The sequence below is a fragment of the Streptomyces sp. AM6-12 genome (assembly GCF_044327085.1).
Lineage (GTDB): Bacteria > Actinomycetota > Actinomycetes > Streptomycetales > Streptomycetaceae > Streptomyces.
Genome location: NZ_JBIQWN010000001.1, coordinates 3,885,456 through 3,905,289 on the forward strand (window position 1 = coordinate 3,885,456; position 19,834 = coordinate 3,905,289).

At 72.0% G+C, this 19,834-nt stretch carries 16 protein-coding genes, 3 tRNA genes and 2 pseudogenes; 11 read left to right on the plus strand and 10 right to left on the minus strand.

Annotated features, from left to right (window positions below):
- Positions 1-176: 176 nt before the first annotated feature.
- The 4 genes from purD to ACE4Q9_RS17570 all read left to right on the plus strand — a co-directional run bounded on the left by purD (position 177) and on the right by ACE4Q9_RS17570 (position 6,435).
- Complete coding sequence (purD, locus tag ACE4Q9_RS17555) at positions 177-1,433, plus strand: phosphoribosylamine--glycine ligase (RefSeq protein ID WP_397985171.1); 1,257 nt, start codon at positions 177-179, stop codon at positions 1,431-1,433.
- A 330-nt stretch (positions 1,434-1,763) separates the two neighbouring features.
- Entirely contained in the window at positions 1,764-3,731 is a 1,968-nt protein-coding gene (locus ACE4Q9_RS17560; protein WP_397985172.1) for a hypothetical protein, read from the plus strand.
- A gap of 201 nt (positions 3,732-3,932) precedes the next feature.
- A complete protein-coding gene (locus ACE4Q9_RS17565; protein WP_397985173.1) occupies positions 3,933-5,429 on the plus strand; it encodes a N,N-dimethylformamidase beta subunit family domain-containing protein in 1,497 nt (498 codons plus the stop codon).
- 106 nt (positions 5,430-5,535) lie between these two features.
- On the plus strand, positions 5,536-6,435 hold the full coding sequence (locus tag ACE4Q9_RS17570) for a phosphoribosylaminoimidazolesuccinocarboxamide synthase (protein WP_397985174.1): 900 nt from the start codon (positions 5,536-5,538) through the stop codon (positions 6,433-6,435).
- 47 nt (positions 6,436-6,482) lie between these two features.
- Here ACE4Q9_RS17570 and ACE4Q9_RS17575 read toward each other — a convergent pair.
- The 8 genes and pseudogenes from ACE4Q9_RS17575 to ACE4Q9_RS17610 all read right to left on the minus strand — a co-directional run bounded on the left by ACE4Q9_RS17575 (position 6,483) and on the right by ACE4Q9_RS17610 (position 11,156).
- Positions 6,483-6,555 (minus strand) — tRNA-Gly (locus tag ACE4Q9_RS17575).
- 23 nt (positions 6,556-6,578) lie between these two features.
- Positions 6,579-7,194: pseudogene (locus ACE4Q9_RS17580) on the minus strand (response regulator).
- Positions 7,191-8,522, minus strand: a complete 1,332-nt coding sequence (locus ACE4Q9_RS17585; RefSeq protein WP_397985175.1) for a sensor histidine kinase — start codon at positions 8,520-8,522, stop codon at positions 7,191-7,193. The pseudogene ACE4Q9_RS17580 and the gene ACE4Q9_RS17585 overlap by 4 nt, the downstream one beginning before the upstream one ends.
- Positions 8,495-9,295: an ABC transporter permease gene (locus ACE4Q9_RS17590; protein WP_397987251.1), complete on the minus strand. Its 801-nt coding sequence runs from the start codon at positions 9,293-9,295 to the stop codon at positions 8,495-8,497. Before ACE4Q9_RS17590 ends, ACE4Q9_RS17585 begins: the two co-directional genes overlap by 28 nt.
- A gap of 11 nt (positions 9,296-9,306) precedes the next feature.
- Positions 9,307-10,259, minus strand: a pseudogene (locus ACE4Q9_RS17595) (ABC transporter ATP-binding protein).
- A 136-nt stretch (positions 10,260-10,395) separates the two neighbouring features.
- A tRNA-Gly gene (locus ACE4Q9_RS17600) sits at positions 10,396-10,471 on the minus strand.
- Between the two features lie 82 nt (positions 10,472-10,553).
- A tRNA-Gly gene (locus tag ACE4Q9_RS17605) sits at positions 10,554-10,625 on the minus strand.
- Positions 10,626-10,838: 213 nt separating this feature from the next.
- The gene (locus ACE4Q9_RS17610) at positions 10,839-11,156 is read right to left on the minus strand and encodes an Lsr2 family protein (RefSeq protein WP_145488531.1); all 318 of its coding nucleotides are present in this window, start codon (positions 11,154-11,156) and stop codon (positions 10,839-10,841) included.
- A 310-nt stretch (positions 11,157-11,466) separates the two neighbouring features.
- Here ACE4Q9_RS17610 and purS point away from each other — a divergent pair, with 310 nt between their 5' ends.
- The 3 genes from purS to purL are packed head-to-tail and all read left to right on the plus strand — an operon-like array spanning position 11,467 to position 14,671.
- Positions 11,467-11,739, plus strand: a complete 273-nt coding sequence (gene purS, locus ACE4Q9_RS17615; protein ID WP_037650676.1) for a phosphoribosylformylglycinamidine synthase subunit PurS — start codon at positions 11,467-11,469, stop codon at positions 11,737-11,739.
- Positions 11,736-12,416, plus strand: a complete 681-nt coding sequence (gene purQ / locus ACE4Q9_RS17620; RefSeq protein ID WP_397985176.1) for a phosphoribosylformylglycinamidine synthase subunit PurQ — start codon at positions 11,736-11,738, stop codon at positions 12,414-12,416. The genes purS and purQ overlap by 4 nt, the downstream gene beginning before the upstream one ends.
- Positions 12,413-14,671, plus strand: coding sequence for a phosphoribosylformylglycinamidine synthase subunit PurL (purL, locus tag ACE4Q9_RS17625; RefSeq protein ID WP_397985177.1), 2,259 nt, complete (start codon positions 12,413-12,415; stop codon positions 14,669-14,671). The genes purQ and purL overlap by 4 nt, the downstream gene beginning before the upstream one ends.
- 51 nt (positions 14,672-14,722) lie before the next feature.
- On the opposite strand, the gene ACE4Q9_RS17630 is transcribed toward purL, so the two are convergent.
- Positions 14,723-15,184, minus strand: coding sequence for a Uma2 family endonuclease (locus tag ACE4Q9_RS17630; RefSeq protein ID WP_397987252.1), 462 nt, complete (start codon positions 15,182-15,184; stop codon positions 14,723-14,725).
- Positions 15,185-15,261: 77 nt separating this feature from the next.
- On the opposite strand from ACE4Q9_RS17630, the gene ACE4Q9_RS17635 reads away from it, so the two are divergent.
- The 4 genes from ACE4Q9_RS17635 (at position 15,262) to purM (ending at position 19,395) form a co-directional block, all read left to right on the plus strand.
- The gene (locus tag ACE4Q9_RS17635; protein ID WP_397985178.1) at positions 15,262-16,059 is read left to right on the plus strand and encodes a sterol carrier family protein; all 798 of its coding nucleotides are present in this window, start codon (positions 15,262-15,264) and stop codon (positions 16,057-16,059) included.
- A gap of 140 nt (positions 16,060-16,199) precedes the next feature.
- Complete coding sequence (locus ACE4Q9_RS17640; protein WP_397985179.1) at positions 16,200-16,559, plus strand: META domain-containing protein; 360 nt, start codon at positions 16,200-16,202, stop codon at positions 16,557-16,559.
- 203 nt (positions 16,560-16,762) lie between these two features.
- Complete coding sequence (gene purF / locus ACE4Q9_RS17645) at positions 16,763-18,292, plus strand: amidophosphoribosyltransferase (protein WP_397985180.1); 1,530 nt, start codon at positions 16,763-16,765, stop codon at positions 18,290-18,292.
- A 35-nt stretch (positions 18,293-18,327) separates the two neighbouring features.
- Positions 18,328-19,395, plus strand: coding sequence for a phosphoribosylformylglycinamidine cyclo-ligase (gene purM / locus ACE4Q9_RS17650; RefSeq protein WP_397985181.1), 1,068 nt, complete (start codon positions 18,328-18,330; stop codon positions 19,393-19,395).
- Positions 19,396-19,489: 94 nt separating this feature from the next.
- On the opposite strand, the gene ACE4Q9_RS17655 is transcribed toward purM, so the two are convergent.
- Positions 19,490-19,738, minus strand: coding sequence for a DUF3073 domain-containing protein (locus tag ACE4Q9_RS17655; protein WP_397985182.1), 249 nt, complete (start codon positions 19,736-19,738; stop codon positions 19,490-19,492).
- Positions 19,739-19,834 lie beyond the last annotated feature (96 nt).

Genomic DNA, 19,834 nt, shown 5'->3' on the forward strand with positions numbered 1-19,834 from the left:
CCCCTAGGGGAGCGGGGAACTGCGCGATCAACCACCACGGCCCCGCACCCGACGACCGGCCGCACCTGCGAGCCGCACCCGACGAACAAACGGAGCCGACCTCACCCACCCCCCTGTATGAACATACGACTTCCCCGCCCCCCGGTCTTCGGCAACCTTGCCATTAGGCTGACCCCGTGAACGTCCTCGTCATCGGCAGCGGCGCCCGCGAACACGCCCTGTGCCGCTCCCTGTCCCTCGATCCCGACGTCACCGCGCTGCACTGCGCCCCCGGCAACGCCGGCATCGCCGAGGTCGCCGAGCTGCACGAGGTCGACGCCCTCGACGGCGCCGCGGTGACCGCCCTGGCGCAGCGCCTCGGTGCCGAGCTGGTCGTCGTCGGCCCGGAGGCCCCCCTGGTCGCCGGCGTCGCCGACACCGTGCGCGCCGCCGGCATCCCGGTGTTCGGCCCGTCCGGCGAGGCCGCCCTGCTGGAGGGGTCCAAGGCGTTCGCCAAGGACGTCATGGCCTCGGCCGGGGTACCGACCGCCCGGTCGTACGTCTGCACCACCGCCGAGGAGGTCGCCCACGCCCTCGACGCCTTCGGTGCCCCCTACGTCGTCAAGGACGACGGACTCGCCGCCGGCAAGGGCGTCGTCGTCACCTCCGACCTGGCCGCCGCCACGGCGCACGCGGCCGCCTGCGAGCGCGTGGTGATCGAGGAGTTCCTCGACGGCCCCGAGGTGTCCCTGTTCGCGGTCACCGACGGCGAGACCGTCGTACCGCTCCAGCCCGCACAGGACTTCAAGCGCGCCCTGGACGGCGACGAGGGTCCCAACACCGGCGGCATGGGCGCCTATTCGCCGCTGCCGTGGGCCGACCCGAAGCTGGTCGAGGAGGTGCTGCACACCGTGCTCCAGCCGACGGTGGACGAACTGCGGCGCCGCGGTACGCCGTTCTCCGGACTGCTCTACGCCGGTCTCGCGATCACCAGCCGGGGCGTGCGGGTCATCGAGTTCAACGCCCGCTTCGGCGACCCCGAGACCCAGGTCGTGCTGGCCCGGCTGAAGACCCCGCTGGCCGGGCTGCTGATGGCCGCTGCCACCGGCAACCTCGCCGACCTGCCACCGCTGCGCTGGAGCGAGGACGCGGCCGTCACCGTCGTCGTCGCCTCCCACAACTACCCCGGCACCCCGCGCACCGGCGACCCGATCACCGGTCTGGCCGAGGTCGCCGCCGAGGACGCCCCGCACGCCTACGTGCTGCACGCCGGCACCCGGCAGGACGGCGACGCGGTCGTCAGCGCGGGCGGCCGCGTGCTGTCCGTCACCGCCACCGGCAAGGACCTGACCGAGGCGCGCGAGCGGGCGTACCGGGCGGTGGGCCGGATCCGGCTCGACGGCGCGCAGCACCGCACGGACATCGCGGCGAAGGCGGCCGCCGGGGCGCTCTGAGCGCCGCTCCGACGCCTCCCATCTCCTGTTTCACCCCCGCAGGCCCCGGATCGGCGATCCGGGGCCTGATCTTTACTGTCTGTCACCCGGCTCTGACCAAAGCCATTCCATCGAGTGAGCAATCGTCCATCCTGCTGACGTGGGCCGGGGCCGCAACTAGGGTGCCGCGCAAGCGTTCCGGCGCTTGGCGGACCGGCCGTACGCGCTTGGCGCACCGGCATTGCGCACTTGGCCCACCGGCATTGCGTTGTCAGTGGCGGATGCCACAGTGGGGGAGTGAGCAGCACCAGCACAGCACGGCATCGGCAGGGGAGGGGGTGAGGTCGGCACGTGAGCGGAATCGGTGTGGAAGCGGGCGCGCAGGCCGCGCGCTCTCGGGCCCTCGCGGTGTTGCGGGTCCGGGGCCGGGCCCTGGGCGTGGCCGTGCTGCCCGCGGCCGCGGAGGTGATCCTGCTGGCCGGCGCGGCCACGGGACATCTGGTCGGTCCCGGCTGGGACGCCGCCCGCTGGGCCGTGGGCGTCCTCGCGGTCCTCGTCCTGCTGGCCACCGCCGGCATCGCCCTGGTCCTCACCCGCGCCCGCCCCGCCATGACCCCCACGGTGCCGGTCGCCGAGGAGTCCGCCCCGGACCTGTACCGGATGGTCCGCGACCTCGCCGAGCGGCTGGACGTCCCGGCGCCCTCCGCCATAGCCCTCACCCCCGACTGCGACAGCTGGCTGGAGGACCGGACGCACGCGGCGCACGGCCCGCCCGCCCGGCCGGCCCCCGGTGAGACGGACATACCGGGTGAGGGGCGCCGCCCCCGCCGGGCCCCCGTCGCCCCGGTCCTCGTCATCGGCTCCCCGTTCCTGTGGTGGATGCGGGTCGGCGAGCTGCGCGCGGTCATCGCCCCGGTCGTGGCCGGTACGGGCCCCTCGGCACACCCCGACATAGCCGCCGCCCGGCGCTTCGTGCGCGGGCTCGACGCCACCCTGGCCATCGCCGCCACGCCGGGCCGGGGGCCGCTGGCCCGCGGGGCGCGCGCGGTCCTCGGCCGGGTGGCCCGGCTGCTGCTGGGCGCCTGCCGTGAGCACGCCGCGCAGATGGAGCGCGGGGTCGCCGCGGCGGCCGCCGAGCGGGCGCAGTCGGTGGACTACGGACTGCGGATCGTCGCCCAGGAACAGGTCGGCCTCGCGTACGCGGGCTGGGACCGGCTGCTGACCCGAGTCGCCCTGCCCGCCTGGCGGATGGGCCGCTGGCCCTCCCGGCTGGACGCGGGCGTGGTGGCCGCGCTCACCGAGCTGTCCCGGCGCGACCGGCTGGCCGAGGGCTTCACCTCCCGCCTCGGCGAGCGGCCCGCCTGCGATCTGCTGGAGGAGCCCGGCAGCGTGGACGAAGCCACCTCGCTGCTCGCCGCGCGCCTCTTCCACGGCGGCCCGGCCGGACCCCGCGCCGACTGGGCGCCGGTGGACTGGCAGTCGTACCCGGAGGAGGTCGTGGACCGCACCTGGCGCGCCGACGCGGCCCGGCTGCACCGCGTCCTGGACTCCCTCGCCGCCCGCCCCGCGCGGCACACCGCCGCCCCCACCCTGGCCCGGATCCTGGACCACCTCACCGAGCCCACGGCCCCCGCCGACGCCCCCGGCGAGACCGACACCCCCGGCACCACCGACTCCCCCCGCGAGCCCGGCGGCCCGGCGACGACCGCCCCCGGAACCACCCTCGTCCCCGCGCACCCCGACCCGGACGACCGCCCCGCCCCGGACCCCCGCCCGGCCCTCCCGGCGGCCGACGACCTGCTCGACGCTCCCGAGCCCGCCCCCACTCCGGACGCCACCCCCGACGCCACCCCCACCCCCACCCTCGGCGCCGAACCCGTGACCGATCCCGACGCCGATCCCGACGAGGACGACCCGGGCACCGGACGCAGCGCCGCCCTCGCCGCCGGTCTCAGCGCCGAGGTGGCACGTGAGGAGAGCGCCGTACCGCGGGGCGCCACCGCCGCGGGCCAGAGCCCGCCCAGCACCCTGTGGGACGGTGGCGCGCTGCCCCTCGTCCCCCTCCAGCCGCCGCGCACCGCCCGCGAACTCCTGACCGACCACGTCACGGCGATGGTGTGCTGCGTCGCCGTCGACACCGCGGGCGCGGTTCCGTCGCTGGACTGGCTGGACGGCCCGTCCCTGCTGCTGCACGGCGAGCGGGTGGCGGACCTGACCCCCCGCGTGCTGAGCCTGATCGAGGAGGGCGATCCGGGCCCGCTGCGTGACTGGCTGGCCGCCGCGGGGATACGCCCCGAGAAGCCGATACGCCTCGTCTGACAGCCGAGCCGCCTCGCTCAACGGGAGCCCCAGCTTCCACTTCAGGTCAATTCGCAACGAATAGTGACCGAGCCCGTGCGTTATGTGATCTGCTGGTACCCATCACGCACCTGGCAAAGGCATGCGACATACGACAGCACGGCCGAGCACCGCGAGCACCACCCACCACAGGAATCGGGGGGCTCGGGGAGGGGAGCGACCATGGCCTCGGACCACATCCGCCGCTGGGAGTCCGGAGCGATCGCGCACGCCGTCACGGATCCCTTCGGCCTGGGCCCCGTGCCCTGGCTGCGCGGCAGCGAGACGTACTTCGACGACACCGGCCACGTCGTGCCCTGGTACGTGGACGCCGTGCCCCAGCAGCACACCCGCGGTGATGTGCGCATCCCCGTGCCGCGCACCTCACCGGGCGGCCCCCGCTCGGCCGACGACGTGCACCGCCAGATCAAGGGCTTCACCGCCACCGGCGCGGTCGCGCCCGGCGAGGCGATCGACTTCCACATCACGGTCGACCCGCCGCAGGAGTTCTCCGTCGACATCTACCGGATCGGCCACTACGCGGGCGACGGCGCTGCCAAGATCACCACCAGCCCCCGGCTGTCCGGCATCGTGCAGCCCCCACCGCTGGCCGCCGACCGCACGGTCTCCTGCCACCACTGGTGGCTGTCCTGGCGCCTCCAGGTGCCCGCTCACTGGAGCATCGGCGCCTATGTGGCCGTGCTGACCACCGCCGACGGCTACCGCTCCCACGTGCCGTTCACGGTCCGCGACGACCGCCCGGCCGATCTGCTCCTGCTGCTGCCCGACGTGACGTGGCAGGCGTACAACCTGTACCCGGAGGACGGGCACACCGGCGCCAGCCTCTACCACGCCTGGGACGAACAGGGCGCGCTGCTCGGCGAGGCCGATGCGGCGACCACGGTCACCTTCGACCGGCCGTACGCGGGCGCGGGCCTGCCGCTGCACGTCGGGCACGCCTACGACGTCATCCGCTGGGCCGAGCGCTACGGCTACGACCTCGCCTACGCCGACGCCCGAGATCTGCACGCCGGCCGGGTGGACCCCACCCGCTACCGGGGCCTGATCTTCCCCGGCCACGACGAGTACTGGACGGGGCCCATGCGCCGCGCCGCCGAGCGGGCCCGCGACCACGGCACCTCGCTGGTCTTTCTCTCCGCCAACACCATGTACTGGCAGGTCGAGTTGGGGCCCTCGCCGTCCGGGACGCCGGACCGGCTGCTGACCTGCCGCAAGCGCAAGGGCCCCGGCAAGCCGGTGCTGTGGCGGGAGATCGACCGGCCCGAACAGGAACTGATCGGCATCCAGTACGCGGGCCGGGTGCCCGAACCGTGCCCGCTGATCGTGCGCAACGCGGGCCACTGGCTGTGGGAGGCCACCGGGGCGTACGAGGGCGATGAGATCCCCGGCCTGGTCGCGGGCGAGGCCGACCGGTACTTCCCGCGCACCGCGCTGCCCGCCCACGACGAGCGCATCCTGCTCGCCCACTCCCCCTACACCGACGCCGGCGGCACCCCGCGCCACCAGGAGACCTCCCTTTACCGGGCCCCGTCCGGCGCCTGGGTGTTCGCCTCCGGCACCTTCGCCTGGTCCCCGGCCCTGGACCGCCCCGGCCATGTGGACCCCCGTATCCAGCGGGCCACGGCCAACCTCCTGGACCGCATCTGCAAACGCGACTGAGGAGCCGGCGACCGGTCCCGGCCGGTCCCCGACCGACCCCTGGCCGGAACCGGACACCCCCGTAAGGGAGAATCGAGGCAGTTGGACAGAACCACGGGGAGGAACCGTGTCCGGATTCGTAGAAAAGCCCGAGCCGATCCAGGTTCCGGGCCTGGTGCACCTGCACACCGGAAAGGTGCGGGACCTGTACCGGAACGAGGCGGGCGACCTCGTGATGGTCGCCAGCGACCGCATGTCCGCCTACGACTGGGTGCTGCCCACGGAAATCCCGGACAAGGGCCGTGTCCTCACCCGGCTCTCCCTGTGGTGGTTCGACCAGCTGCGCGACCTGGCCCCGAACCATGTGATCTCCGAGGAACTGCCCGCGGGCGCCCCCGCCGACTGGGCGGGCCGGACCCTGATCTGCACGTCGCTGAAGATGGTCCCGGTCGAGTGCGTGGCCCGCGGCTACCTCACCGGCTCGGGCCTGGCGGAGTACGGTGAGTCCCGGACCGTGTGCGGCCTCGCCCTCCCCGAGGGCCTCGTCGAAGGCTCCGAGCTGCCCGCCCCGATCTTCACCCCGGCCACCAAGGCCGAGGTCGGCGAGCACGACGAGAACGTGTCCTACGAGGAGGTCGCCCGCCAGGTCGGCGCGGACACCGCCGCCCAGCTGCGCCAGGCCACCCTCGCGGTCTACTCGCGGGCCCGCGACATCGCCCGCGAGCGGGGCATCATCCTCGCGGACACCAAGTTCGAGTTCGGCTACGACGGGGACACCCTCGTCCTCGCCGACGAGGTGCTCACCCCGGACTCCTCCCGCTTCTGGCCGGCCGACCAGTGGCAGCCGGGGCGCGCGCAGCCGTCGTACGACAAGCAGTTCGTGCGCGACTGGCTGACCTCCCCGGAGTCCGGCTGGGACCGGAGGAGCGAGCAGCCCCCGCCGCCGCTGCCGCAGCAGGTGGTGGAGCGCACCCGCGCCAAGTACCTGGAGGCGTACGAGCGTCTGACCGGCACCAGCTGGTCCTAGAGACACGAAGAAGGCCCCGATCCAGTGGACCGGGGCCTTCTTTGCGGAGCGGACGACGAGGCTCGAACTCGCGACCTCAACCTTGGCAAGGTTGCGCTCTACCAACTGAGCTACGTCCGCAGTGCGCCGTGGCGCGACAGCTACTATACCCAACCCCGCTCGCGCGCGAGACGCACCGCCGTATGCCGGTTCTCGGCGCCGAGCTTGGTGACGGCCGAGGAGAGGTAGTTGCGCACGGTGCCGGGGGACAGCGCGGCCCGCTCGGCGATCTCCGCGACCGGCGCCCCGTCGGCGGCCAGCTCCAGCACCTCCGCCTCCCGCGCGGTCAGCGGGGAGTCCCCGGCGGAGATCGCGTCGGCGGCCAATTCCGGGTCCACATATCGGTTTCCGGCGTGCACGGTCCGGATGATCTCGGCCAGCCGCCGCGCGCTGACCGTCTTCGGCACGAACCCGCGCACCCCCGCCGCGAGCGCCCGCTTCAGATGCCCCCGGCCGCCCGTGCCCGGTGACGATCAGCACCTGGCAGCCGGGCAGTTCGGCCCGCAGGGATGTGGCCACCCTCACACCGTCCGCGCCCGGCATCTGGAGATCCAGCACCGCCACATCGGGGGCGTGCGCCCGCGCCATCGCCAGCGCCTCGGGGCCGGTGGCGGCCTCCGCGACCACCAGCAGATCGTCCTCCAGCGAGAGCAGGGCGGCCAGCGCGCCCCGGATCAGATGCTCGTCGTCGGCGAGCAGCAGCCGTACCGGATCACTCATGACGTGATGTCACTCACTTCCCGCGCCTCGCGTGGCGCCCCTGTCGGCAGCGGCACCTCGGCCACCAGCCGGAACCGGTTCCCGCCCGCGATCCCGGCCGTCAGCGTCCCGGCCACCACCGCGAGCCGTTCCCGCAGCCCGGCGAGCCCCGACCCGCCGCCGGAGTCCGCTCCGCCGCCGGTGTCCGCTCCGCCGGCCGACGCCCCGTCGTTCTCCACCGTCAGCACCGCCCGCCCCTCGCGCACCGACAGCCCCACCGCACACCGCCGCGCGTCCCCGTGCCGCAGCACATTGGTGGTCGCCTCCCGCACCACCCAGCCCAGCGCCGACTGCACCCCGGCGGGCAGCCCGGCCGGCTCCGCGCGCACCTCGCACTCGATCCCGGCGGCCTCCAACACACCCCGCGCCCCCGCGAGTTCGGCGCCCAGGTCGGCCTCGCGGTAACCGCGTACGACGGCCCGTACCTCCCGCTGGGACTCCTGCGCGATCCGCTGCACCTCGATCATCTGCTCCACCGCCTCCGGCTGCCCCCGCCGGGCCAGTTGGACCGCCAGTTCACTCTTGAGGGAGATCACCGAGAGGTTCCGGCCGAGGACGTCGTGCAGATCGCGCCCGAACCGCAGCCGCTCCTCGGCGACCGCCAGCCGGGCCTGGATCTCCCGTCCGCGCTCCGCCTCCCAGAGCACCGCGAGGGTCCAGGCGCCGCAGCGGGCGGCCAGCAGCGTGAAGGCGGTGGCGAACGCGACGGCCATCGCGGTCGCCACCACGCCGAGACCGCTGGGGTGGGCCAGCAGCAGAACACCCGCGAGCACCGCCGACAGGGCGGCGGACCGGCGCAGGAAGACCCCCACGGGGACGGTGAACGCGTAGGTCATGCCGAAGGGCACCAGCACCGCGCCGAGCACCATCCGGCTGGTGGGCCCGTCGAGCCTGCCGAGCGCGACCAGCGCCACGAGCAGGGCGAGGGCCAGGGCGAGCAGCAGGGCCGCGCCGCGGTGGGCCCGCGCGGGCAGTTCGGACCGGCCCAGGTAGTGGTCGAGCGCGGGCCGCGTGAGCCGGCAGGCGACCAGGCACTGGAGCAGGCCGACGGCGATCAGCAGGACGCCGAGCGCGAGCGACGCCGGGTGCCGGACGAGGCCGGATGTGATCGGGGGCAGCAGCCAGCTCAGCGGGAACAGCCAGATGGTGCCGTTCCAGGTGACCACGCTCTGCAGCTCGACCCGCTCCGCCTTGCTCCGCTCGCCCCAGTGCCGCCGCTGCCAGCCCCGCAACCGCTCCAGCACGCGCCGTACCCCCGTCCTCAGCGCCGTGGTTCCCAGCGGAACCACCGTCGTACAGCAAACACCGCCAGCCCGGTCCAGGCCAGCGCGGTCGCCATGGCGTCCAGTGTGGCCTGGGTGCTCGACTGCCCGGTCCAGCCGGCCCCGACGAGCCGGATCGCAGGGGACAGCGGGAGCAGCGCGCAGACGGACGCGAGCCGGTCCGGCATGGCCGCGGCGGGGACCGCGATCCCGGAGCCGAGCATGGACACGAGGAGCAGGGGCACCGCGGTCACCTGGGCGCTCTCGGTGGTCCGGGTGAAGGACGCGGTGACGGCGGCGAGCGCGGCGCTCACCACCAGGCCGGACAGCAGTCCCGGCAGGAGCAGCCAGGGCGCCCTCGGCGGACCGGTGTGCAGCAGCAGGGCGCAGCCGGCGGTCGACACCAGGGCCTGTGCGAGGCCGAGTCCGACGGCGGGCAGGGCGGTGCCGGTGAGGATCTCGGTGTCGGAGAGTTCACCGGTGCGCAGCCGCTTGAGGACGAGTTCCTCGCGGCGGGCGACATACGCGCCGACCAGGGCGGTGTAGACGGCGAAGAGGAAGGAGAAGCCGATGGCGGCCGTCAGCATCGCCGTGCCGGTGTTCACGCCGTGCGCCTTCAGATCGAGCCGCGCGTACGCCCCCCGCACGGTGAACGGCAGCGCGAGCGGCACCAGCAGCGCGGTGAGCACGGCCCCCCGGTTCCGTCCCAGCAGCGTGAGTTCGGCCCGCGCGAGCGCCGCCAGCCGCCGTCCGGCCGATGTCGTGCCGCCCTCGGCCACCCGGCCGCTGCCCGAAAACATCGTTCCCCCGCTCATGCCGCCGCCTCCTGCTGCCGGGTGTCGTCTTCGCGTTCCTCCGCGATCCGCAGGAACGCCTCCTCCAGGGAGGCCGAGCGCACGTCGAGGGCGTGCAGCCGGACACCGCTGCGTTGGCGAGGACGCCGGTCGCGGTCCGCTGGGGGTCGGTGGTGCTCAGGCGCACGGTCCGGCCCTCGTGCTCGTGGCCGCAGACGCCGAGCGCGGCCAGCGGGGGCAGATCGCCGGGCAGGTAGCCCTCCGGGAGTCGGAACGACATCCGGGAGGGGCGCCCCGCGGTGACCTCGGCCGGGGTGCCGGCGGCCGCGATACGGCCGGCGTGCAGGATGGCGAGCCGGTCGGCCAGGTTCTCGGCCTCCTCCAGGTAGTGCGTGGTGAGCAGCACGGTCGTACCGGCGTCGCGCAGCGCGCGCACCAACTCCCAGGTGTCGCGGCGGCCTTCGGTGTCCAGGCCGGTCGTCGGCTCGTCCAGAAAGAGCACCTCGGGGTCGCCGAGCAGGGCGAGCGCGAGGTCGAGGCGGCGCCGTTCGCCACCGGACAGCTGCTTGACCCGCACCCCGCGCCGGTCGTCGAGTCCCACCCGCGCCAGCACCCGGTCGCCGGGCCGTGCCCCGCTGGTGCAGCCCGCCCACATCCGAACCGTCTCGGCGACGGTCAGCTCGGTGGGGAAGCCGCCCTCCTGGAGCAGTACGCCGGTCCGGGGGCGTACGGCGGCCCGTTCGCGGTAGGGATCACGGCCGAGGACCCTGATCTCGCCGCGGGTCGGCGCGGCGAGCCCTTCGAGGAGTTCCATGGTGGAGGTCTTGCCCGCACCATTGGTGCCGAGCAGCGCGAAGATCTCCCCGCGCGCCACGGAGAAGCCGACTCCGCGCACGGCCTCGAATCCGCCGCGGTAGACACGTGTGAGGCCGCTGACCTCGATCACGCGATCGTGCCCTGGGATGTCCATGCCTTCAGCGTCCCGGCGGGCGGGGGCGGCCGGCAGTGCGGGATGTCATCGGCCGGCATGACAAATGTCAGCGGGCTTCGGACGGCACTTCCCGGCGCACGAAAAAACCCCGGTCGCGAAGACCGGGGTTTTCCCTTGGAGCGGACGACGAGGCTCGAACTCGCGACCTCAACCTTGGCAAGGTTGCGCTCTACCAACTGAGCTACGTCCGCACTGCTGCCGATCGGCTCCCACCGATCGGTGCGAGCACCAGCCTACCTGATCCACAAGAGTGGTCCGGACGGCCGGTGCCAGAGCGGGTGACAGGAATCGCACACTGCGCCTTCCCCCTGGAAGGGGGATGTTCTACTACTGAACTACACCCGCACGATCCTCGGGGTTTCGGCCTACCGGCCTCGCCCCTCGGCGTGTCTCAGACATTAGCTGATCAACAGGGGGGTAGCGCAAGTCGGCTCCCCCACCAGCCGTCCGCGCGCCGACCGCACGTCGTCCGGGCATCCCCGTACGGCCCCAAGTGCACGGTCTCCAGGGCCCGCTGACGGACCCTGGAGACCGCCCCTTCGCGGGCCCTGTCACGCCTCACTGCGCGCTGCTGAACGCCTCGTAGACCTTCTTGGGGATGCGCCCGCGCGCGGGCACGTCCATCTTGTTGGCCTGGGCCCAGGCGCGGACGGCCGCCGGGTCGGGAGCCACCTCGGTCTGCTTGTACGCCTTACCTGAGCGCGACCGCTTGCGGCCGGCCTCGACGTACGGCGCGAGCGCCTTGCGCAGTTTCTTGGCGTTGGTTTCGTTCAGGTCGATCTCGTACGACTTGCCGTCGAGTCCGAAGGCGATCGTTTCCGCCGCTTCCGAGCCGTCGATGTCGTCGAAGAGAGTGACCACGACCTTTTGCGCCACGAATATCGGTCCCTTCGTGCGGCACGTCGATACAGCTCACCGGCGTTGACGTGCCGAGTATCGGCTATTGCCAATTCATTTGTACAGTGCCCGGCAATGCAAAGTGAAGCCCGACTAAATCCGTCCGCGTGTCCGAAGGCAATAGCGGTTGCGGACGGCCCGTCGAACTTTCCCAGAACTTTTCACGGCTGCCGGTCTCCGACACCCGATCGTGATGCGCCTCACGTAGTTTCCTCCAACTCTACCCGCGTAGAAATTTTGTGCGGGTAGTCTGAAGGAACCTGCTCAGCACCACACATCGGGAGTGCCAGTGGCACGCGTCGTAGTCGACGTCATGCTCAAGCCGGAGATCCTCGACCCCCAGGGCCAGGCGGTCCAGCGTGCGCTGCCGCGCCTGGGATTCGAAGGGATCTCGGACGTCCGTCAGGGAAAGCGTTTCGAACTGGAAGTTGACGGCCCGGTCGACGAGGCCGCGCTCGCCCGCATCCGCGATCTCGCGGAATCCTTCCTCGCCAACACCGTGATCGAGGACTTCACCGTCAAGGTGGAAGAGGGCGCGGAAGTCGCGGAGGCGGCGAAGTGACCGCTCGTATTGGCGTCGTCACTTTCCCGGGGAGCCTGGACGACCGGGACACCCAGCGCGCGATCCGTCTCGCGGGCGCCGAACCGGTCGCCCTGTGGCACAAGGACAAGGACCTCAAGCAGGTCGACGCCGTGGTCCTGCCCGGCGGTTTCTCCTACGGCGACTATCTGCGCGCCGGTGCCATCTCCCGTTTCTCGCCGGTCATGGACACGGTCATCGAGCAGGCGAAGGCCGGCCTCCCGGTCCTCGGCATCTGCAACGGCTTCCAGGTCCTCACCGAGGCCCACCTGCTGCCGGGCGCGATGCTGGGCAACGACCACCTCCACTTCATCTGCCGCGACCAGAAGCTGCGGGTGGAGAACGCGGAGACCGCTTGGACCGGCGACTACCGCCGGGGCCAGGAGATCCACATCCCGCTGAAGAACATGGACGGCCGGTACGTCGCCGACCCGTACACGCTCGACAAGCTGGAGGCGGAGGGCCGCGTCGTCTTCCGCTACCTGGACGTCAACCCGAACGGCTCGCTCAACGACATCGCCGGCGTCACCAACGAGGCGGGCAATGTCGTCGGCCTGATGCCGCACCCCGAGCACGCCGTCGAGCCGCTGATCGGTTCGGGCCGTACCGACGGCCTCCCCTTCTTCACCTCGATCCTCAAGAAGCTGGTCAACGCATGAGCCGGACTCCTCTGGACACGGTCGAGCACGCGGCCGCGACCCCCGACGTCGAGCTGCCCTGGGCCGAACTCGGCCTGAAGAAGGACGAGTACGAGCGGGTGGTGGAGATCCTCGGCCGCCGCCCGACCGGCGCGGAACTCGCCATGTACTCGGTCATGTGGTCCGAGCACTGCTCGTACAAGTCCTCCAAGGTCCATCTGCGCCAGTTCGGCGAGAAGGCGCCCGAGTCGGACGCGCTGCTCGTGGGCATCGGCGAGAACGCCGGCGTGGTGGACGTCGGCCAGGGCTACGCGGTCACCTTCAAGGTCGAGTCGCACAACCACCCCTCGTACGTGGAGCCCTACCAGGGCGCGGCCACCGGCGTCGGCGGCATCGTCCGCGACATCATCGCGATGGGCGCCCGCCCGGTCGCGGTGGTCGACCCGCTGCGCTTCGGCGCGGCCGACCACCCCGACACCAAGCGCGTCCTGCCGGGCGTGGTCGCGGGCATCGGCGGCTACGGCAACTGCCTGGGCCTGCCCAACATCGGCGGCGAGGTCGTCTTCGACGCCTGCTACCAAGGCAACCCGCTGGTCAACGCCGGTGCCATCGGTGTGATGCGGCACGAGGACATCCACCTCGCCAAGGCCTCCGGCGCGGGCAACCAGGTCATCCTGTACGGCGCCCGGACCGGCGGCGACGGCATCGGCGGCGCCTCGATCCTCGCGTCCGAGACCTTCGACGACGCCAAGCCCTCCAAGCGCCCCGCGGTGCAGGTCGGCGACCCCTTCCAGGAGAAGCTCCTCATCGAGTGCACCCTGGAGGCGTTCCGGGAGAGGCTGGTCGTCGGCATCCAGGACCTGGGCGCGGCCGGACTCTCCTGCGCCACCAGCGAGCTGGCGTCCAACGGCTCCGGCGGCATGCGGGTGACCCTGGACGACGTCCCGCTGCGCGACTCGACTCTCTCGCCCGAGGAAATCCTCATGAGCGAGTCGCAGGAACGCATGTGCGCGGTCGTGGAGCCGGCGAAGGTCGGGCGCTTCCTGGAGATCTGCGAGAAGTGGGACGTCATCGCCACGGTCATCGGCGAGGTGACCGACGGCGACCGGCTGGAGATCTTCTGGCACGGCGAGAAGATCGTGGACGTCGACCCGCGCACGGTCGCGCACGACGGCCCGGTCTACGAGCGCCCGTACGCGCGCCCCTCCTGGCAGGACGAGCTCCAGGCGGACGACGCGGGCAAGCTGCCCCGCCCGGCGACTCCGGAGGAGCTGCGCGAGCAGGTCCTGAAGCTGGTGGCGTCCCCGAACCAGGCGTCCAAGAAGTGGATCACGCAGCAGTACGACCACTTCGTGCAGGGCAACACGGTGCTGGCGCAGCCCGAGGACTCGGGCATGATCCGCATCGACGAGTCGACCGGCCTCGGTGTCGCCATCGCGACGGACGGCAACGGCCGTTACGCCAAGCTGGACCCGTACACCGGCGCCCAGCTGGCCCTGGCCGAGGCGTACCGGAACGTGGCCACGACGGGCGCCAAGCCCCTCGCCGTCTCCGACTGCCTGAACTTCGGCTCGCCCGAGGACCCGGCGGTGATGTGGCAGTTCGCGGAGGCGGTACGCGGCCTCGCGGACGGTTGCCGGCAGCTCGGCACCCCGGTGACCGGCGGCAATGTCTCGCTCTACAACCAGACGGGCGAGGCGGCGATCCACCCGACGCCGGTCGTCGCGGTGCTCGGCGTGATCGACGACGTCGCCCGCCGCACCCCGGTCGCCTTCCAGGAGGAGGGCCAGCTGCTCTACCTCCTCGGCGACACCCGCGAGGAGTTCGGCGGCTCGGCCTGGTCCCAGGTGATCCACGACCACCTGGGCGGCATGCCCCCGGTGGTCGACCTGGAGCGGGAGCGGCTGCTGGGCGAGATCCTGATCTCCGCCTCCCGCGACGGCATGATCGACTCCGCGCACGACCTGTCGGACGGCGGTCTGATCCAGGCCGTGGTCGAGTCGGCGCTGCTGGGCCGGAAGGGCGCGCGCCTCATCGTCCCCGACGGCCTCGACGCGTTCACCTTCCTCTTCTCCGAGTCGGCCGGCCGCGCGCTGGTGGCCGTGCCCCGCTCGGAGGAGCTGCGCTTCACCGACATGTGCGGCGCGCGCGGCCTGCCGGCCACCCGCATCGGCGTCGTGGACGGCGACGCGGTGGACGTCCAGGGCGAGTTCACCCTCCCCCTGGCCGACCTGCGCGAGGCCCACGAGGGCACGATCCCCTCGCTGCTGGCGTAACCACGAAGGCCCCGCCCGGAACCTGCTTCCGGGCGGGGCCTTCGTGACGGTTCAGCGGACGTAGTTCCTGAGGATCTCCGTGTCCAGCTCGATGTCCATCGGGCCGGGGACGAGCACCTTCTCCCCGAACTTCGCGGTGTGGACGTCGCGGTAGCCACCGATCTGCCGGTCAGGGTTGCTGTGCACGGTCACGGTGCGGGCATCCCGGCCGATCAAGAGATACAGCGGGATTCCTGACTGCCCGTACGCAGTCGGCTTCTCGTGCCGGCCCCGCCGGTCGGTGTCGGAGTCGTACGAGGTGACCTCGACGACCATGAGCACGCCCTCAGGTCCGGCCCACTCACCGTGCCCCGCGAAGTGGCCTTCCGGTACGAGCAGCGCATCGGGCCTCGCCTGCATACAGCGCCGTGCAAGCCAGGTCACGATGGTGTCGTCTCGAACTCCTTCACCGACATCTGAGCCGTGCCCTCGCCCCTGCTCGTCATGCCGCGCCCCCTTCCAGGCGGAAGCCAGTGTTGCCCGTCCCCGGCCGCGCGGCGTGGATTCCGCCGGTGCTCACCCACACGGGTGAGTGCGCATAAGCTCCCGCCATGCCCCAGGCCAAGAAGCGCGCCCGTACCTACGATCCCGTCCGGACCCGTGCCGCGGTCCTCGGTCAGTTCGGTGCGGTGCGGGACGCCGTACACAAGCTCACCGGCGAGCAGTTGGCGGCGGCCACCCGGCTCGACGGGTGGCGCGTGCGGGAGTTGGTCGTGCACATCGGGATGGCGCTGACGGCCGTGCACCGGGCGCTCGCGCTGCCCGAGCCGGCCAGGGCGGACGCCGTGCTGCTGGACTGGCCGTTCGCCACCGCCGCCAACTCCGCCGCCATCGACGCGTTCACCCGGAACCTCGCCGCCGAACATCCCGACCTCGACGCCTATCTCGCGGACGTCGACGCGTCCCTGCGCGGTCTGCTCGCCGAGCACCCCGGCAGCCGGCTGCTGACGACCAACGCCGGCGTCCTGTCCCTGGACGACTACCTGGTCACCCGAGCCGTCGAACTCGTCGTGCACACCGACGACCTGAACGCGGCCGTACCGGGGCTCGACGTGCCGTACGACCGGCAGGCGCTGGCCGCCACCACCCGGCTGCTCGCCGACGCGCTCGCGGCGAAGGCGCCCGGCGGGTCCACGGAGGTGCGCGTGCCGCCGTTCGCCGTGGTGCAGTGCGTGGCGGGGCCCCGTCACACCCGCGGTACCCCGCCCAACGTGGTGGAGACCGACCCGCTGACATGGGTACGGCTCGCCACCGGGCGGCTGGACTGGCGGACGGCGGTGGACGACGCCAAGGTCAGCGCGAGCGGGGAGCGGGCCGACATCGGGGGGCTGCTGCCGGTCATGTCCTGAGGGAGCGAGGAGAGCCGGGGGAACCGGTGGGGGCCACCGGCCGTCGTATCCGTATGAAACGGACGAAAAAGACTGCCGTCCTCGCCCTTCTCCTGCCCCTGGCGGTGGCCTGTGGCGCCGCGCCCGCGCACAGTGGAGCGGTGACCGCGGACGAACCCCTGACCGGCGTCGAATGGCGCGTCGTGAGCGTCACCGCCGGGGGCGCGACGCACCCCGCGCCCGCCGCCGCCCGGCTGCTCCTGCGCGACGACGGAACCGCCGCCGGCAACCTCGGGTGCAACAGCTTCAGCGCCCCGGCCACCGTGCACGGCGACCGCGTCACCTTCGGGCGGCTGCGCACCACCAAGATGGCCTGCGACACCGCCCGGATGGCGTTCGAGCGGCTGCTCGGCGGGCTGCTCGGGGACCGGACGCTCACCGGCGTGCCCGGCCACGGCACACTCACGCTCACCACCAGTCACGGCGACCACGTCAACCTCACCCGCAGCACGCCACAATGATGTGCGACACCTCACTCACGCATCCGGCCAAACCGCCCCGCAGGGCGTCGCGGGCGCCCGGCGAAAATCCGGAGTGACGGCGGACACGCCGCGCTGACCTGCGTAGACGCGGAAAACGACAAGATGATCCGTAAACCGGTCGGCCGTTACGACCGCGTATCCCCAATTCGGACCAGTGGTCGATCTCGCCTACACTCGGTGCTGTGCCACGTGGTGACGGTCGACTCAATCACGACCTGCTCCCCGGAGAGAAAGGCCCCCAGGACGCGTGTGGCGTCTTCGGTGTCTGGGCTCCGGGTGAAGAGGTCGCAAAGCTCACGTACTTCGGGCTCTACGCCCTCCAGCACCGGGGTCAGGAATCCGCGGGAATCGCGGTCAGCAATGGCTCCCAGATCCTCGTCTTCAAGGACATGGGCCTGGTCTCCCAGGTCTTCGACGAGACCTCTCTCGGCTCCCTCCAGGGTCATATCGCGGTCGGACACGCCCGCTACTCGACCACCGGTGCCTCCGTCTGGGAGAACGCCCAGCCGACGTTCCGCGCCACCGCGCACGGCTCGATCGCGCTCGGCCACAACGGCAACCTGGTCAACACGGCGCAGCTCGCCGAGATGGTCGCCGAACTCCCGAACGAGAACAACAGCCGCTCCAGCCGGGTCGCGGCCACCAACGACACCGACCTGCTGACGGCGCTGCTCGCCGCCCAGGTCGACGAGGACGGCAAGCCGCTGACCATCGAGGAGGCCGCGCAGCAGGTCCTTCCGAAGGTCCGGGGCGCCTTCTCGCTCGTCTTCATGGACGAGCACACCCTCTACGCCGGCCGTGACCCCCAGGGCATCCGCCCGCTGGTCCTCGGCCGCCTGGAGCGCGGCTGGGTGGTCGCCTCCGAGTCCGCCGCCCTGGACATCTGCGGCGCCAGCTTCGTCCGCGAGATCGAGCCGGGCGAGTTCGTCGCCATCGACGAGAACGGCCTGCGCAGCTCGCGATTCGCGGAAGCAAAGCCCAAGGGCTGTGTCTTCGAGTACGTGTACCTGGCCCGCCCGGACACCGACATCGCCGGCCGGAACGTGTACCTCTCCCGCGTGGAGATGGGCCGCCGGCTCGCCAAGGAGGCCCCGGTCGAGGCCGACCTGGTGATAGCGACCCCGGAGTCGGGCACCCCGGCCGCCATCGGCTACGCGGAGGCCTCGGGCATCCCGTTCGGCGCCGGACTGGTCAAGAACGCCTACGTGGGGCGCACCTTCATCCAGCCCTCGCAGACCATCCGCCAGCTGGGCATCCGGCTGAAGCTCAACCCGCTCAAGGAAGTCATCAAGGGCAAGCGCCTGGTGGTCGTGGACGACTCGATCGTGCGCGGCAACACCCAGCGCGCCCTGGTGCGCATGCTGCGCGAGGCGGGCGCCGCCGAGGTGCACATCCGCATCTCCTCGCCGCCGGTGAAGTGGCCGTGCTTCTTCGGCATCGACTTCGCCACCCGCGCGGAGCTGATCGCCAACGGCATGACGATCGACGAGATCGGCACCAGCCTCGGCGCCGACTCGCTCGCCTACATCTCCATCGACGGCATGATCGACGCGACCACCATCGCGAAGCCGAACCTGTGCCGCGCCTGCTTCGACGGCGAGTACCCGATGGAGCTGCCGGACCCGGAGCTGCTCGGCAAGCAGCTGCTGGAGACCGAGCTGGCGGCCGGCCCCGCAGAGACGGCCGCGGCCGACGCGATCCGTCGCCCGTAACACCCCCGCAGTACGACACGAAAGCTCTCACAGTCATGTCTGAGACAACTGGTGCCAGCTACGCAGCGGCGGGCGTCGACATCGAGGCGGGCGACCGCGCCGTCGAGCTGATGAAGGAGTGGGTCAAGAAGACCCGGCGCCCCGAGGTCCTCGGCGGCATCGGCGGCTTCGCCGGACTCTTCGACGCCTCCGCCCTCAAGCGCTACGAGCGCCCCCTGCTCGCCTCCGCCACCGACGGCGTGGGCACCAAGGTGGACATCGCCCGCCGCCTGGGCGTCTACGACACCATCGGCCACGACCTGGTCGCCATGGTCATGGACGACATCGTGGTGTGCGGCGCCGAGCCGCTGTTCATGACCGACTACATCTGCGTCGGCAAGGTCCACCCCGAGCGGGTCGCCGCCATCGTCAAGGGCATCGCCGAGGGCTGTGTGCTGGCCGGCTGCGCCCTGGTGGGCGGTGAGACGGCAGAACACCCCGGGCTGCTCGGCGAGGACGATTTCGACGTCGCGGGCGCCGGTACGGGCGTCGTGGAGGCCGACCGGCTGCTCGGCCCGGATCGCATCCGCAAGGGTGACACCGTGATCGCCATGGCGGCCTCCGGGCTTCACTCGAACGGGTACTCCCTGGTGCGCCACGTCCTGCTGAACACGGCGGGCCTGGCCCTGGAGTCGGAGGTGGCCGAGCTGGGCCGCACCCTCGGCGAGGAGCTGCTGGAGCCCACCAAGATCTACTCGCTGGACTGCCTGGCCCTGACCCGTACGGCCGATGTGCACGCCTTCAGCCACATCACCGGCGGCGGGCTCGCGGCCAACCTGGCCCGCGTGATCCCGGACGGTCTGCACGCCGTGGTCGACCGCACCACCTGGACGCCGGGCGCGATCTTCGACCTGGTCGGCAGGACCGGGAACGTGGAGCGCCTGGAGCTGGAGAAGACGCTGAACATGGGCGTCGGCATGATGGCGATCGTCCCGGAGGAGTCCACCGAGGTGGCCCTCGCGACGCTGGCCGACCGGGGCGTCGAGGCCTGGGTGGCCGGCGAGATCACCGAGCGCGGCGACAAGGAGAGCGGCGCGGAGCTGGTGGGGGACTACGCGAACTGACGCCTACGGTGTGGTGCCCGCGGGAACCGCTCGCGGGTAGCACAGAAGCCGGTCGGTGGCTGTGCCACCGACCGGGCTTGTGCTCAGTACAAGGTCAAGCGCCGCGACGATGTTGTGAAGGGCCCTCGTCCTCGTCCTCGTCGTCCTCATAGAGGTCGGCGTAACGGGAGTAAAGGTCGTCCTCGTCATCGTCATCGTCCTCGAACGGCTCGCCGTTCGGCGGCTGGCTCGAAGTTGATGCGCCCAGTTCACTGGCCAGACGTGACAGGTCAGTCCCACCGCTGTTGTACTTCAGCTGGCGGGCGACCTTTGTCTGCTTGGCCTTGGCCCGGCCGCGCCCCATGGCTCGACCCCCTCGGTGACGGGGCTCGACGGCCCCAGAGTCTGACACGCGTTCATGATCTGGATCGGACTCTCCATGGAGAGGCCGGTCCGTAGG